This is a genomic window from Bradyrhizobium sp. 17, from assembly GCF_023073515.1.
Taxonomy (GTDB): domain Bacteria; phylum Pseudomonadota; class Alphaproteobacteria; order Rhizobiales; family Xanthobacteraceae; genus Bradyrhizobium; species Bradyrhizobium canariense_D.
Map to the genome: position 1 here is coordinate 307,734 of NZ_JADPJQ010000035.1, position 14,002 is coordinate 321,735.

15 protein-coding genes are annotated in these 14,002 nt (G+C 64.8%); 14 read left to right on the forward strand and 1 reads right to left on the reverse strand.

Translation table 11 applies throughout. The features are described 5' to 3' along the window. Positions 1–63 precede the first annotated feature (63 nt). The 7 genes from IVB13_RS06410 (at position 64) to IVB13_RS06440 (ending at position 5,966) form a co-directional block, all read left to right on the forward strand. Positions 64–858: a thymidylate synthase gene (locus IVB13_RS06410; RefSeq protein WP_007613362.1), complete on the forward strand. Its 795-nt coding sequence runs from the start codon at positions 64–66 to the stop codon at positions 856–858. Between the two features lie 5 nt (positions 859–863). Further along, positions 864–1,349, forward strand: a complete 486-nt coding sequence (locus tag IVB13_RS06415; protein WP_018454334.1) for a GNAT family N-acetyltransferase — start codon at positions 864–866, stop codon at positions 1,347–1,349. Beyond that, a complete protein-coding gene (locus tag IVB13_RS06420) occupies positions 1,349–1,858 on the forward strand; it encodes a dihydrofolate reductase (protein ID WP_018454335.1) in 510 nt (169 codons plus the stop codon). The genes IVB13_RS06415 and IVB13_RS06420 overlap by 1 nt, the downstream gene beginning before the upstream one ends. Before the next feature lie 153 nt (positions 1,859–2,011). Continuing rightward, positions 2,012–3,148 (forward strand): FtsH protease activity modulator HflK, encoded by a 1,137-nt coding sequence (hflK, locus tag IVB13_RS06425; RefSeq protein WP_007600977.1) that lies wholly within the window; start codon positions 2,012–2,014, stop codon positions 3,146–3,148. Further along, positions 3,145–4,041 carry a protease modulator HflC gene (locus IVB13_RS06430; RefSeq protein ID WP_018454336.1) on the forward strand — a complete coding sequence of 299 codons (897 nt, stop codon included), beginning with the start codon at positions 3,145–3,147 and terminating at the stop codon, positions 4,039–4,041. Before hflK ends, IVB13_RS06430 begins: the two co-directional genes overlap by 4 nt. Before the next feature lie 71 nt (positions 4,042–4,112). Continuing rightward, positions 4,113–4,319 carry a DUF2065 domain-containing protein gene (locus IVB13_RS06435; RefSeq protein WP_018454337.1) on the forward strand — a complete coding sequence of 69 codons (207 nt, stop codon included), beginning with the start codon at positions 4,113–4,115 and terminating at the stop codon, positions 4,317–4,319. Between the two features lie 144 nt (positions 4,320–4,463). Further along, a complete protein-coding gene (locus tag IVB13_RS06440; RefSeq protein ID WP_247488048.1) occupies positions 4,464–5,966 on the forward strand; it encodes a Do family serine endopeptidase in 1,503 nt (500 codons plus the stop codon). Between the two features lie 122 nt (positions 5,967–6,088). On the opposite strand, the gene serB is transcribed toward IVB13_RS06440, so the two are convergent. After that, entirely contained in the window at positions 6,089–6,994 is a 906-nt protein-coding gene (serB, locus tag IVB13_RS06445; protein ID WP_018454339.1) for a phosphoserine phosphatase SerB, read from the reverse strand. A gap of 11 nt (positions 6,995–7,005) precedes the next feature. Between serB and miaA the strand changes: the two genes are divergently transcribed. The 7 genes from miaA (at position 7,006) to IVB13_RS06480 (ending at position 13,871) form a co-directional block, all read left to right on the forward strand. Further along, positions 7,006–7,962, forward strand: a complete 957-nt coding sequence (gene miaA / locus IVB13_RS06450; RefSeq protein ID WP_247488050.1) for a tRNA (adenosine(37)-N6)-dimethylallyltransferase MiaA — start codon at positions 7,006–7,008, stop codon at positions 7,960–7,962. 330 nt (positions 7,963–8,292) lie between these two features. Beyond that, on the forward strand, positions 8,293–10,068 hold the full coding sequence (locus IVB13_RS06455; RefSeq protein ID WP_018454341.1) for an acetolactate synthase 3 large subunit: 1,776 nt from the start codon (positions 8,293–8,295) through the stop codon (positions 10,066–10,068). A 5-nt stretch (positions 10,069–10,073) separates the two neighbouring features. Then, positions 10,074–11,057 carry a threonine dehydratase gene (locus IVB13_RS06460; protein WP_026232715.1) on the forward strand — a complete coding sequence of 328 codons (984 nt, stop codon included), beginning with the start codon at positions 10,074–10,076 and terminating at the stop codon, positions 11,055–11,057. Between the two features lie 23 nt (positions 11,058–11,080). After that, positions 11,081–11,623 (forward strand): acetolactate synthase small subunit, encoded by a 543-nt coding sequence (gene ilvN / locus IVB13_RS06465; protein WP_007613340.1) that lies wholly within the window; start codon positions 11,081–11,083, stop codon positions 11,621–11,623. A gap of 3 nt (positions 11,624–11,626) precedes the next feature. Continuing rightward, positions 11,627–12,316, forward strand: a complete 690-nt coding sequence (locus IVB13_RS06470; RefSeq protein ID WP_247488052.1) for a class I SAM-dependent methyltransferase — start codon at positions 11,627–11,629, stop codon at positions 12,314–12,316. A gap of 69 nt (positions 12,317–12,385) precedes the next feature. After that, complete coding sequence (locus tag IVB13_RS06475; protein ID WP_018454343.1) at positions 12,386–13,261, forward strand: EamA family transporter; 876 nt, start codon at positions 12,386–12,388, stop codon at positions 13,259–13,261. Positions 13,262–13,268: 7 nt separating this feature from the next. After that, positions 13,269–13,871, forward strand: a complete 603-nt coding sequence (locus tag IVB13_RS06480) for a LysE family translocator (RefSeq protein WP_018454344.1) — start codon at positions 13,269–13,271, stop codon at positions 13,869–13,871. Positions 13,872–14,002: the final 131 nt, after the last annotated feature.

Here is a 14,002-nt window from a genome sequence, read left to right on the forward strand (position 1 = left end):
ATCGCCGCTGTCGCAGCGCGGGGGCGGCCGCTAAGTTCGCCGCCTCCCCAAAGGCTCACGCACATGCACCAGTATCAGGACCTGCTCGAGCGGATTCTTTCAGACGGCGCCGAAAAGACCGACCGGACCGGCACCGGCACGCTGTCGGTGTTCGGCCATCAGATGCGCTTCAACCTGTCCGCCGGTTTTCCGATGCTGACGACAAAGCGCCTGCCGCTGAAGGCGATCGTGCACGAACTGTTGTGGTTCCTGAAAGGCGATACCAACATCAAATATCTGCGCGACAACGGCGTCACCATCTGGGACGAGTGGGCCGACGCCAACGGCGATCTTGGCCCCGTCTACGGCCACCAGTGGCGCTCCTGGCCCGCGCCGGACGGACGCAGCATCGATCAGATCGCGAATGTGATCGACATGATCAAGCGCAACCCGGACTCGCGCCGCCTGATCGTCTCGGCCTGGAATCCGGCCGAGGTCGACAAGATGGCGTTGCCGCCGTGCCACTGCCTGTTCCAGTTCTATGTCGCCAACGGCAAGCTGTCGTGCCAGCTCTATCAGCGTTCGGCCGACGTGTTCCTCGGCGTCCCCTTCAACATCGCCTCCTACGCACTGCTCACCATGATGGTGGCGCAGGTCACGGGCTTGAAGCCCGGCGACTTCGTGCATTCGTTCGGTGACACCCATCTCTATTCCAACCATCTGGAGCAGGCGAAGCTCCAGCTCACGCGCGCACCGCGCGCGCTGCCGGTGATGCGGATCAACCCCGACGTGAAGGACATCTTCTCCTTCCGTTACGAGGACTTCGAGCTCGTCGGCTACGATCCGCATCCGCACATCAAGGCCGCGGTCGCGGTCTGAAGTCGATGCAGCTCAACATCCGCCGTGTGCGTCCCGGTGAGGCCGGGCTGGTTCTCGCTTTCATCCGCGAGCTCGCCGAGTACGAAAAACTTTCGCACGAGGTCGAGGCGACCGAGGCTGACATCGCCGACGCACTGTTCGGCGAACGACCGCAACTCCATTGCGCTCTCGCCGAGTGGAACGGCGAGCCGGTCGGCTTCGCGGTGTGGTTTGCGAATTTTTCGACGTTCAGCGGCCGCCACGGCATCTATCTCGAAGATTTGTATGTGCGGCCATCGCATCGGGGCAGGGGCCTCGGCAAGGCTCTGCTCGTGCACCTCGCCAGGGAATGCGTCGAGAACGGCTGGTCCCGGCTGCAATGGGCGGTGCTTGACTGGAACGCGCCGTCGATCGCGTTCTACAAATCGCTCGGTGCCATCATGCTGGAGGACTGGACGCTGTGCCGCGTCACCGGTCCGGCGCTGACGCGGCTTGCCGGGAGCGCGACCTGATGGAGATCGTCTTCGTCGTCGCGATCGCGGAGAACGGCGTCATCGGGGCCGGCAACGCAATGCCGTGGCGAATGAAATCCGACATGGCGCGCTTCAAGGCGCTCACGATCGGCAAGCCCGTGATCATGGGCCGCAGGACCTTCGAATCCCTGCCCCGGCCGCTTCCCGGCCGCACCAACATCGTCGTCACGCGCGATGCGGATTATCGCGCCGCCGGCGCCATCGTGACGACATCGACTGCCGCCGCAGACGCCATCGCGCGCGGCGATGCCCTGCGGCGTTCGGTCGCCGAGATCGCCGTGATTGGCGGCGCCGAAATCTTTCGGCAATGGCTCGATCGCGCCGATCGCCTCGAGATCACCGAAGTGCATGCCCGGCCCGAAGGCGACACGCATTTCGACATCGACAGGGCAGAGTGGGATGAGGTTGAACGCATCCGTCATCCTGCCGGACCCCACGACAGCGCCGACTACTCCTATGTGACATATCGTCGGCGGGCAGGCCATTAACCGCATTTGCCAATGTTAACATTGACTTTTCTGCCCCCAAGCTTAGCTCGGAGGGCGGCGAGGGCTGCGTTGTAAGGGACCTGCCTGTCCCCTATAAAGCCGGACCGGACAAAGCGGGCGGGGGCAATTTCACCCTGCCGAGGAGAGCGTCGAATGCCGTGGAAGAATCAGGGCGGTGGCCCATGGGGCTCGGGTCCGAAGGGACCATGGGGCAACGGCCCGCAACCGGTCGGGCCAAGGCCGCCGGATCTGGAAGATCTTCTGCGGCGCGGCCAGGATCGCCTCCAGCAGATCATGCCGGGTGGCTATTTCTCCGGCATCGGCATCACGCTGATCGTGCTGCTCATCGTCGCGTTCTGGCTGCTGTCGGGCTTCTTCCGGGTGCAGTCCGAAGAGCTCGGCGTCGTGCTGCGCTTCGGCAAGCATGTCCGCACCGTGGAGCCCGGCCTGAACTACCATCTGCCCTATCCAATCGAGACCGTGCTGCTGCCAAAGGCCTTGCGCGTTTCCACCATCTCCATCGGCATGACGCTGATCGACGACCCGGCGCGGCGCGGCCGCTCCATTCGTGACGTGCCGGAAGAGAGCCTGATGCTGACCGGCGACGAGAACATCGTCGACGTCGACTTCACCGTGCTCTGGCGCATCAAGCCCAACGGCGTCGGCGATTTCCTCTTCAACATCCAGAATCCCGAAGGCACCGTGAAGGCGGTCGCCGAGAGCGCGATGCGCGAGGTGATCGGCCGCTCGCAGATCCAGCCGATCCTGACCGGCGCGCGCAACGTTACCGAACAAGGCGTGCAGGAACTAATCCAGAAGACCCTGGACAGCTACGGCGCCGGCATTCAGATCAGCCAGGTGCAGATGCAGAAGGTCGACCCGCCGGCGCAGGTGATCGACGCCTTCCGCGACGTCCAGGCGGCGCGCGCCAATCTCGAGCAGCTGCAGAACGAGGCGCAGACGTATGCCAACCAGGTCGTGCCGCAGGCACGCGGGCGTGCGGCGCAGATCATGCAGGCCGCCGAAGGCTACAGGGAGCAGACCGTCGCCGAGGCCAAGGGCCAGAGCTCGCGCTTCCTGAAGGTTTACGAGGAATACAAGAAGGCGCCCGACGTGACGCGTGAACGGATTTATCTGGAGACGATGGAGCGCGTGCTCGGCGGTTCGGAAAAGCTCATTTATGACGGCGGCCAGTCGGGCCAGGGCGTCGTGCCTTATCTGCCGCTCAGCGAGTTGACGGCCAAGCGGCCGCCTGCAACCGGCCAGCAGACGACCGGAGGCAACCGATGAGATCTCCGGTCACAGGTATCGTCACGCTGCTCGGCCTCCTGCTCGTCGTGATCGTGGGCTACATGTCCCTGTTCACGGTGGCGCAGACCGAGCAGACCATCGTGCTGCAGTTCGGCAAGCCCGTCGATGTCGTTACCGCTCCCGGCCTGCACTTCAAGGCGCCGTGGAATTCGGTGATCAACATCGACAAGCGCATCCTCGATCTGGAGAACCCGTCGCAGGAAGCGATCGCGTCCGACCAGAAGCGGCTCGTGGTCGACGCCTTCGCGCGTTACCGCATCAAGGACGCGCTCCGCTTCTATCAGAGCATCGGCTCGATCCAGGCCGCCAACATCCAGCTCACCACGCTCTTGAACGCTGCGCTGCGCCGCGTGCTCGGCGAGGTCACCTTCATCAACGTGGTCCGCGACGACCGCGAGAAGCTGATGCAGCGCATCCGCGATCAGCTCGACCACGAGGCCGACGGCTACGGCATCCAGGTCGTCGACGTCCGGATCCGCCGCGCCGATCTGCCGGAGCAGAACAGCCAGGCGGTCTATCAGCGCATGAAGACGGAACGCGAGCGCGAAGCCGCCGAGTTCCGCGCGCAGGGCGGCCAGAAGGCCCAGGAGATCCGCTCCAAGGCCGACCGCGAGGCGACCGTGATCGAGGCGGATGCAAGGTCGCTGGCCGAGCAGACGCGCGGCGTCGGCGATGCCGAGCGCAACCGTCTGTTCGCCGAAGCCTACGGCCAGGACGCGGATTTCTTCGCCTTCTACCGTTCGATGGCGGCCTATGAGACCGGGCTGCGCGCGAACGACACCCGCTTCCTGCTGCGCCCGGACTCGGATTTCTTCCGGTTCTTTGGTAACCCGTCCGGCAAGACGGCGACCACGACGCCAGCGAAGCCGTAAGTGAGACAAGGGCGGCAAGTCTGGCCGCCCTTCGTCCAGACAAGAACAGCACAACGGGAGGTTCCAATCCGATGAGGTCCATTGCGTTCGCCGACTTCCTCATCGGTTTGGGCATCCTGTTCGTGCTGGAAGGCTTGATGTTCGCGGCAAGTCCGGCCTGGATGCGCAAGGCCATGAAAAGCGCGATGGCCACGCCGGATAACGTCCTGCGGGCGGTCGGCATTGGTTCGGCCGTGGCCGGCCTGGTCCTGATCTGGGTTATGCGACGTCCAATTTAGCCGTCGCACCAACGCCAAAGTGAAGGCGAGGGACCGGTTTTCGCCTTATTATCCGGGTCTTGAGGCCCGTTAAGGTCCGCGCTTGCGCCGTCCCCCCGTTCGAGCGCAGTCTTGACGTCGAATCCTTGTTTCCTGGAGATCACAATGACCGCTGCCACCATTGCCCCGACCCGTTTGCGCTTAGGGCTGGCCGCGCTCGCCGTTGGCGCTTTCAGCGCACTCGGCACACCGGCCCATGCGCGCGGACCGGATGGCATCGCCGACGTCGCCGAGAAGGTGATTGACGCGGTCGTCAACATCTCGACCTCGCAGACCGTCGAAGCCAAGGGCGGGGGCGGCGGCAGCAATGCCATGCCGCAACTGCCGCCCGGTTCGCCCTTCGAGGAGTTCTTCGACGACTTCTTCAAGAACCGCAAGGGTCCCGGCGGCGGCAGCAAGGGCGGCGAGAACAGCCCGGCGCCGCGCAAGACCAACTCGCTCGGAAGTGGCTTCATCATCGACACGTCAGGCGTCGTCGTCACCAACAACCATGTCATCGCGGACGCCGATGAGATTAACGTCATTCTCAACGACGGGACCAAGATCAAGGCCGAACTGGTCGGAGTCGACAAGAAGACCGACCTTGCCGTGCTCAAGTTCAAGCCGTCGAAGCCGCTGGTGTCGGTGAAGTTCGGTGATTCCGACAAGCTGCGCCTCGGCGACTGGGTCGTCGCGATCGGCAATCCTTTCAGCCTCGGCGGCACCGTGACGGCCGGTATCGTTTCGGCGAAGAACCGTGACATCTCCTCAGGTCCCTACGACAGCTACATTCAGACCGACGCCTCCATCAACCGCGGAAATTCCGGCGGTCCGCTGTTCAACCTCGATGGCGACGTCATCGGCGTCAACACGCTGATCATCTCGCCGTCCGGCGGCTCGATCGGCATCGGCTTCGCCGTACCGTCGAAGACGGTGGCGGGTGTCGTCGACCAGCTCCGCCAGTTCGGCGAATTGCGCCGCGGCTGGCTTGGCGTGCGCATCCAGAGCGTCACCGACGAGATCGCCGAGAGCCTCAACATCAAGCCGCCGCGCGGCGCGCTGGTTGCCGGTGTCGACGACAAGGGCCCGGCCAAACCGGCCGGCATCGAGCCCGGCGACGTCGTCGTCAAGTTCGACGGCAAGGACGTCAAGGACCCGAAGGATCTGTCTCGCGTGGTCGCCGACACGGCGGTCGGCAAGGAGGTCGACGTCGTCATCATCCGCAAGAGCCAGGAGGAAACCAAGAAGGTCACGCTCGGCCGGTTGCAGGATGCCGACAAGGTGCAGGCCGCGGTGAAGACCGACGAGCCTCCGCCTGAAAAGACCGTGACACAGAAGGCGCTCGGCCTCGATCTCGCCGCGCTGAGCAAGGACCTGCGTGCGCGCTACAAGATCAAGGACAGCGTCAAGGGCGTGGTCGTCACCAATGTCGACGCCAATTCGGATGCCGCCGAGAAGCGCCTCTCGGCCGGCGACGTCATTGTCGAGGTGGCGCAGGAGGCCGTCTCCAGCGGCGCCGACATCCAGAAACGGGTCGACCAGCTCAAGAAGGACGGCAAGAAATCGGTGCTGCTGCTGGTGTCGAACGCCGACGGCGAGCTGCGTTTTGTCGCGCTGAGCGTGCAGTAAGAGCGCTCGCTTTCACCTCTCGTCATGGCCGGGCTTGACCCGGCCGTCCACGCCTTGCCATGCGGACGAGCGTAACGTGGATGCCCGGGACAAGCCCGGGCATGACGGCGGAGAGGAGGAGGCTACGCCTCCACGAACTCCTCGCGCCGATACCCCTGCGCGTACAGCAGCGCGGTGAGATCGCCATGATCGATCCGCGCCGCCGCAGCGGCGGCCACCGCGGGCTTGGCGTGATACGCCACGCCCAGCCCCGCCGCCTGGATCATCGCGAGATCATTGGCGCCGTCGCCGACCGCCAGCGAGTCGATGTCGTCGAGATCGAACGATTCCATCAGATCCACCAGCGTCGCGAGCTTTGCCGCGCGCCCCAAAATCGGCTCCTTCACCTCGCCAGTGAACTTGCCGTCGCGGACGACGAGCTCGTTGGCGCGGTTCTCCTGGAAACCGATCCTGGTGGCGACCGCGCTGGTGAAAAGCGTGAAGCCGCCGGAGACGAGGCAGGCATAGGCGCCATGGGCGCGCATGGTCGCGACCAGTTCGCGGCCACCCGGCGTCAGCGTAATGCGCTTGGCCAGCACCTCGTCGACGGCACTGGCGGGAAGGTCCTTGAGCAGCGCGACGCGCTCGCGCAGCGCCGGCTCGAACTCGATCTCGCCGCGCATCGCGCGCTCGGTGATGGCGGCCACATGGGCCTTCACCCCGACGAAATCGGCGAGCTCGTCGATGCATTCCTGACCGATCATGGTGGAATCCATGTCGGCGAGAAAAAGCTTCTTGCGCCGGAAGCCGACTGGCTGCACCACGATGTCGATGGGCAGGTCGCCGCGAAGCTCGCGGAGCCGCTGCTCGATGGCGTGACGGTCGCCTTCGAGGTTACTGTCGGCGCCGAACGGGATGTCGACTGCAACCCCGTCGAACAGCCAGTGCGCGGGAGCTGCCTGAGGCAGCACGGCGCGGGCGCCGTCGACGATGGTCGAGTCGAGCGCGGGATTATTCGGGTTGCAGATCAGCGTGGCAACGAGGGACATTTGAGGTTTTCGTGAGCGAGGGGCAAGTCGGCAGAAGGCATGTTGGCAAGGCGGTGCTTATCGCAGGCCCGACCGCCAGCGGCAAGTCGGCGCTGGCGCTCGAGCTTGCGCTCGCTGCGGGCGGGGTCGTGATCAATGCCGATTCCATGCAGGTCTACCGTGACCTCCGCATCATCACCGCGCGCCCCACCCTTGGCGACGAGGCGCAGGTGCCTCATCGCCTGTACGGCCATGTCGATGCGGCCGTGAATTTTTCAGCCGGTGCCTGGGTGGGCGACGCGGCCAAGGCGCTCGAAGCGGCGAAAGCCGAAGGGCGCCTGCCGATCTTCATCGGCGGCACCGGGCTCTATTTCAAGGCGCTCACGGCGGGCCTTTCCGTGGTGCCACCGATCCCTCTCGAGGTGCGCGAGGACGTCCGGGCGCGGCTGGAGCGGAACGGCGTCGAAGCGCTGCACGACGAACTCGCAGCCTCCGATCCGCGGGCGGCCGAGCGCTTGAACCGTCGCGATCGCACGCGCATTGCGCGCGCGCTCGAAGTGGTCGAAGCCACCGGCCGTTCGCTGCTGGACTGGCATCATGAGGGCCAGCCGCCGCTCTTGCCCAAGGACAGTTTTCGGGCGGTGTTCCTCGCGCCCGAGCGCGACGAGCTCTATGCGCGCATCGACGCCCGCTTCGACGCCATGTTGGGTGCCGGCGCGCTAGAGGAGGCGGTGCGTCTCGCCGCCCGAAACCTCGATCCGCTGCTGCCGGCGATGAAGGCTCATGGCGTGCCGGCGCTAATCCGGCATCTGCGCGATGAGCTCAGCCTGGAGCAGGCGGCGACCATCGGCCGCGCCGACACCCGCCACTACGCCAAGCGGCAGTTCACCTGGTTCCGGCACCAATTGCCCGAATTCGAGTGGGTGAAGCCGGGGGAGATTCGGGGCTGGCTGGCGGCGATCGTGAACGCGGCGCGGGACCAAGGCTGACACGCTTTTGTGCCTCGGCTCCCGAATTTACCTCTCGCCCAACCCCGGGAACACCGCTACACTGCCAAAATCGCGCGGGAACGGCCGCATTGCCTTGACATCGGGGCGCTGGCCGCTATGTTTCGCGCAACCTTTGGGAAGCCGGGCACCTGCCATGCGTAACATTATTACCAAACTCCTTATCGCCGTCGTACCCAGGCACACCGCCGGGGGTGGCTAGCTGCCATCCACATGACAGGCGGTGTGCATGGGCCCTCTTCGGGGCCTTTTTTATTTCCGAAAACCCGACACGAACGAAGCCGCTGACAACAGCGCATCCGGAGCAAGCCAATGAGCGACAAGAGCCACGATCCGAACCAGATGACCGGCGCCGCGATGATCGTCCGCGCGCTCATCGATCATGGCGTGACCGACATTTTCGGCTACCCCGGCGGCGCGGTGCTCCCGATCTACGACGAGATCTTCCAGCAAAGCGAGGTCCAGCACATCCTGGTTCGGCATGAGCAGGGCGCGGGCCACGCCGCCGAGGGCTATGCGCGTTCGACCGGCAGGCCGGGCGTTGCACTGGTGACCTCCGGCCCCGGCGCCACCAACATGGTGACGCCGCTCACCGACGCGCTGATGGACTCGATCCCGCTGGTCTGCATCTCCGGCCAGGTGCCGACGCACCTGATCGGCAACGACGCGTTCCAGGAATGCGACACCGTCGGCATCACGCGCCCCTGCACCAAGCACAACTGGCTGGTGCGCGACGTCAACGATCTCGCAAAGGTGCTGCACGAGGCGTTTTACGTTGCGACCACGGGTCGGCCGGGCCCGGTGCTCGTCGACGTGCCCAAGGACGTGCAGTTCGCGACCGGCACCTATCATCCGCCGCGCAAATCCGACGTGCATCGCTCCTACGCGCCGCGCGTGAAGGGCGATGCGACGCAAATCCGCAAGGCCGTCGCGCTGCTCGCAGGCGCCAAGCGCCCCGTGATCTATAGCGGCGGCGGCGTGATCAATTCCGGTCCCGAGGCGACCAGGCTGCTGCGCGAGCTGGTCGAGGTCACCGGCTTTCCGATCACCTCCACCCTGATGGGCCTCGGCGCATATCCCGCCTCGGGCAAGAGCTGGCTCGGCATGCTCGGCATGCACGGCACCTATGAAGCCAACATGACCATGCATGATTGCGACGTCATGCTGTGCGTCGGCGCGCGCTTCGACGACCGCATCACCGGCCGCGTCGATGCGTTCTCGCCGGGGTCGAAGAAGATCCACATCGACATCGACCCGTCTTCGATCAACAAGAACATCCGCGTCGACGTGCCGATCATCGGCGACTGCGGCAACATCCTCGGCGACATTCTCCAGGTGTTCAAGGCGGAGGCGAAGAAGCCCGACATCAAGGCCTGGTGGCAGCAGATCGCGCAGTGGCGCGCCCGCAACTCGCTCTATTTCAGGAAGAGCAACGACGTCATCCTGCCGCAGCATGCGATCCAGAGCCTGTTCGAGGCGACGCGCGGCAAGGACACCTACATCACCACCGAGGTCGGTCAGCATCAGATGTGGGCCGCGCAGTTCTACGGCTTCGAGGAGCCGCATCGTTGGATGACCTCGGGCGGTCTCGGCACCATGGGCTACGGCCTGCCGGCCGCGGTTGGCGTGCAGGTTGCCCATCCCGACAGCCTCGTCATCGACATCGCGGGTGATGCCTCGGTGCAGATGACGATGCAGGAGATGTCGACGGCTGTGCAGTACGAGCTGCCGATCAAGATCTTCATCCTGAACAACCAGTACATGGGCATGGTGCGGCAGTGGCAGCAGCTGCTCCATGGCAACCGCCTGTCGCATTCCTATTCGGAGGCGATGCCGGACTTCGTCAAGCTCGCGGAAGCCTACGGCGGCGTCGGCCTCCAGGTGCACAAGCCCGGTGATCTCGACGGCGCCATCCAGGAGATGATCTCGGTCAAGCGCCCGGTGCTGTTCGACTGCCGCGTCGCGTCGCTGGAAAACTGTTTCCCGATGATCCCCTCCGGCAAGGCGCACAACGAGATGCTGTTGCCGGAGCAGGCCAACGACGAAGCCACCGCGAAGGCGTTCGCCGGCGGTAAGGCGCTGGTGTGAGCGTGATGTTCGACCTGAACGAGCTCGAACGCGCACATGCGATCGTGGGGCAGGCGGTGCCGGCAACGCCGGCGCACGCCTGGCCGCTGCTCGCCGAGCGGCTCGGCACGCAGGTCGTGGTCAAGCACGAGAATCACACGCCGACGGGCGCCTTCAAGGTGCGCGGCGGGTTGGTCTATCTCGATCGGCTGAAGCGCGAACGGCCGAACATTCCGGGCATCATCTCGGCGACGCGCGGCAATCATGGCCAGAGCCTCGCCTTTGCGGCGAGCCGCCATGGCGTAACTGCCGTGATCTATGTGCCGCGCGGCAATTCGGTCGAGAAGAACCGCGCGATGAAGGCGTTCGGCGCCGAACTCGTTGAGCACGGCGAGGACTTTCAGGCCGCACGCGAGGAAGCCGGACGCCACGCGCAGTTCGCCGGGCTGCACATGGTGCCGTCGTTCCATACGGACCTGGTGCTGGGCGTGGCGACCTATGCGCTCGAATTGTTCCGGGCCGCGCCCGATCTCGACATCCTCTATGTGCCGATCGGGCAAGGCTCGGGGATCTGCGGCTGTATCATGGCGCGCGATCTGCTCGGCCTGAAGACCGAGATCGTGGGCGTGCAGTCGACCGAGGCGCCGTCCTACGCGCTGTCGTTCGCGGCGGGTCAGGTGGTGACCACCGAGACCAGCAACACGCTCGCGGACGGCATGGCGACGCGGATTCCCGATCCGGAAGCGCTCGCGGTCATCCTCAAGGGCGCCTCGCGTATCGTCCAGGTGACGGACGATGAAATCGCGCTCGCGATCCATGCGCTCTGGACCGACACGCACAATCTCGCCGAAGGCGCCGGCGCCGCCGCGCTCGCCGCGGCGCTTCAGGACAAGACAGGATTGTCGGGCAAGCGCGTCGGTCTCGTGCTGTCCGGCGGCAATATCGATTTCGATCTGTTCCGCGGTTGGGTCGGGACGGATGCGCCGGTCGCTCATCAGGCGACGGCGTAACGACGAGAATGAAGGGGACGACAATGAACCAGCCCGCATCTGCCTATTTCATCGAGGAGCGCCACGACCCGAACGAGACGCATACGCTTTCGGTGCTCGTGCAGAACGAGCCCGGCGTGCTCGCGCGCGTCATCGGCCTGTTCTCGGGGCGCGGCTACAACATCGAGAGCCTCACGGTCTCGGAGACCGAGAGCCAGAAGCATCTCTCGCGCATCACTATCGTCACCACGGGTACGCCCATGGTGATCGAGCAGATAAAGCATCAGCTCGACCGCATGATCCCGGTCTATCGCGTCGTCGACATGACGCTGACCAAGCGCTCGATCGAGCGCGAGCTGGCGATGGTCAAGGTACGCGGGCAGGGCGAGCATCGCGTCGAGGCGCTGCGGCTGGCGGACGCGTTCCGCGCCCGCGTGATCGATGCCACCACCGAGAGCTTCGTGTTCGAGATCACAGGCAATACAGACAAGATCAATCAGTTTATCGACCTGATGCGTCCGCTTGGCCTTGTCGAAGTGTCGCGCACCGGTGTTGCCGCGATTGGTCGCGGGCCTGAGGGAATGTGAGCCATGCTGGCGCGCGACTGGTATTACAACGAGCGGAACCGGATGGGGATCGGGCCTGCAGTGGCCTCGATCTACGACAGTCATGACGATGCCGATCTACGGGCGCGCGCCGCGCTGAAAATGCTCGGCGTCCAGCGCGGCTGGCGCATTGCCGATATCGGTTGCGGCAACGGCGTGCTCGCGACCGAGGCGGCGCTGATGGGCGCCGAGGTCGATGCCATCGACATCTCGCCCGCGATGCTGGCGCTCGCCGAGATCTACGCGCGCGACCGCAAGGTGCCCGTGCGCACGCAGTCCGCCGGCCTGCTCAGCTTCGCCTACCGGCCGGAATCCTATGACCTGATCGTCAGCGAGTTCACGCTGCACCATCTGCCGGATTTCTGGAAGGCGGTAGCCATGTCGCGGATCTATCGCGCGCTCAAGCCCGGTGCCACTTTCTATTTGCGCGACATCGTCTACGCCTCGATGCCCGATGCCGTCGAGCGCGACGTTGACCAATGGGCCGACTTTGAGATCAAGAACCACGATGTCCCGCGTGAAAGCGTCGTCACCCACATGCGCGACGAGTATTCCACTTTCGGCTGGGTCATGGAGCGGATGCTGACCGACGTCGGCTTCACGCTGGTCTCGGCCGATTACCACGCCCCGATGCACGGCACCTATCTGCTGCGGAAACCCAATTCCTCCACGTAACGGCCGGCGAGCAAGGCTCGACCAGAACAACAAACAGGGCTGCACGACAGGGCAGAACCGGGAACGACAATGAAGCCGGCCGACATCCTCATCGCCATCCTGGTGGCGGTCATCTGGGGGCTTGCCTTCGTGGCGAGCCGGATCGCGCTCGACGAATTTTCGCCGGAGCTGATGACGGCGATGCGCTTCACCATTGCCGCGGTGCCGTGCCTATTCATCCGCAAGCCCAAAGTCGCCTGGTCGCTCCTGATCGCGATCAGCTTCACGCTCTTTCTCGGCCAATTTCTGAGCCAGGCCTATGGCATCGCCCATGGCGTGCCGGTGGGGCTGACCAGCGTCGTCGTGCAGAGCCAGGCGCTGTTCACGATCGGCTTTGCCGCGATCGCATTCGGTGAGCGGCCGACGCCGGTGCAGACGCTGGGCATCGTCATCGCAGCCATCGGCCTTTTGATGATCTGCGGCACGGTCGGCTATGATTTCAGCGTCGGTGCCTTCGCCGTGCTGATGATCGCGCCGGTCAGCTTTGCGGTCGGCAATGTCCTGCTGCGCGGCGCCCGCGGCGTGCCGATGTTCGATCTGTTCGCCTGGTTGTGCCTCGCCACCGCGGTGCCGCTGTTCGCGCTCACGCTGGTCGTCAACGGACCAACGCCGACCTGGCAGTCGCTGATCCACATGTCGCTCACCGGCCTCATTTGCCTGCTGTTGATCGGCGGCATCTCCACCAGCATCGCCTATTGGCTGTGGGGCCGGCTGCTACGTGACTATCCCCCTGCGCAAGTGGTGCCGTTCGCGCTGCTGGTGCCGTTCGTCGGCTCGGCTGCGTCCAGCATCGTGTTCGGCGAGCGGTTCGGCCCGCTGCGTCTCGCCGGCATGCTCACCGTGATCGGCGGTATCGCGGTGATGGTGCTCGCGAAGCGTCCGCAAGTCCTGCCGAAGACCGCGTGAGGTGACTATGGCCTATTCGCTCTTCTATGCCTTCCTCGCCTTTATGGTCGTGATGTATTTCACGCCCGGGCCGAACAACATCATGCTGCTGGCCTCGGGCCTGACCTACGGCTTTCGGCGCACCATCCCCCACATCGCCGGTATCGTCATCGGCTTTGCTTTCATGATCGCCGCCGTGGGTCTCGGGCTCGGCACAGTGTTTCTGGCCTATCCGATCCTTCAGACCATCCTGAAATACGCCGGCGCGGTCTATCTGATTTACCTTGCCGCCGTGATTGCTTTGTCCGGCCCGACCACGCCGGACGGCGAGACCGGCCGCGGCCCGATGACCTTCTGGGGCGCGGCGATGTTCCAGTGGATCAACGCCAAGGGCTGGGTGATCGTGATCGGCACAATCACCGCCTACGCGGCGATTGCCCGATTCCCCATCAATATCGCGATCCAGACCCTGGTCAGCCTACTCGTCGGCGCGGTCTCGACCGTGGTCTGGGTCCTGTTCGGCACTGCACTACGGCCGGTGCTGACCTCCGAGCGGCTGGTCCGCGCCTTCAACATCCTGATGGCGATCCTGCTGCTGGCGTCTCTCTACCCCGTCGTTATGGATGCATGATGCCTCAGCTTTCCATGCAGAAACGGGTTTCCCAGGGGGCCGAAAATGCTCTAGACAGCCCCCGAAATCCGCAAATTTCACCGTCCGAGACCTGACCGACAAGACCTGACCAACGGCCGATTCCGGCCCCT

Excerpts from the sequence above, each read along its gene's own strand:
- IVB13_RS06420 (WP_018454335.1), top strand. The coding sequence starts at position 1,349 with ATGGAGATCGTCTTCGTCGTCGCGATCGCGGAGAACGGCGTCATCGGG.
- IVB13_RS06435 (WP_018454337.1), top strand. The coding sequence starts at position 4,113 with ATGAGGTCCATTGCGTTCGCCGACTTCCTCATCGGTTTGGGCATCCTG.
- IVB13_RS06470 (WP_247488052.1), top strand. The coding sequence starts at position 11,627 with ATGCTGGCGCGCGACTGGTATTACAACGAGCGGAACCGGATGGGGATC.
- serB (WP_018454339.1), bottom strand. The coding sequence starts at position 6,994 with ATGTCCCTCGTTGCCACGCTGATCTGCAACCCGAATAATCCCGCGCTC.
- IVB13_RS06415 (WP_018454334.1), top strand. The coding sequence starts at position 864 with ATGCAGCTCAACATCCGCCGTGTGCGTCCCGGTGAGGCCGGGCTGGTT.
- IVB13_RS06430 (WP_018454336.1), top strand. The coding sequence starts at position 3,145 with ATGAGATCTCCGGTCACAGGTATCGTCACGCTGCTCGGCCTCCTGCTC.
- IVB13_RS06440 (WP_247488048.1), top strand. The coding sequence starts at position 4,464 with ATGACCGCTGCCACCATTGCCCCGACCCGTTTGCGCTTAGGGCTGGCC.
- IVB13_RS06460 (WP_026232715.1), top strand. The coding sequence starts at position 10,074 with ATGTTCGACCTGAACGAGCTCGAACGCGCACATGCGATCGTGGGGCAG.
- IVB13_RS06480 (WP_018454344.1), top strand. The coding sequence starts at position 13,269 with ATGGCCTATTCGCTCTTCTATGCCTTCCTCGCCTTTATGGTCGTGATG.
- IVB13_RS06455 (WP_018454341.1), top strand. The coding sequence starts at position 8,293 with ATGAGCGACAAGAGCCACGATCCGAACCAGATGACCGGCGCCGCGATG.
- IVB13_RS06410 (WP_007613362.1), top strand. The coding sequence starts at position 64 with ATGCACCAGTATCAGGACCTGCTCGAGCGGATTCTTTCAGACGGCGCC.
- ilvN (WP_007613340.1), top strand. The coding sequence starts at position 11,081 with ATGAACCAGCCCGCATCTGCCTATTTCATCGAGGAGCGCCACGACCCG.
- hflK (WP_007600977.1), top strand. The coding sequence starts at position 2,012 with ATGCCGTGGAAGAATCAGGGCGGTGGCCCATGGGGCTCGGGTCCGAAG.
- IVB13_RS06475 (WP_018454343.1), top strand. The coding sequence starts at position 12,386 with ATGAAGCCGGCCGACATCCTCATCGCCATCCTGGTGGCGGTCATCTGG.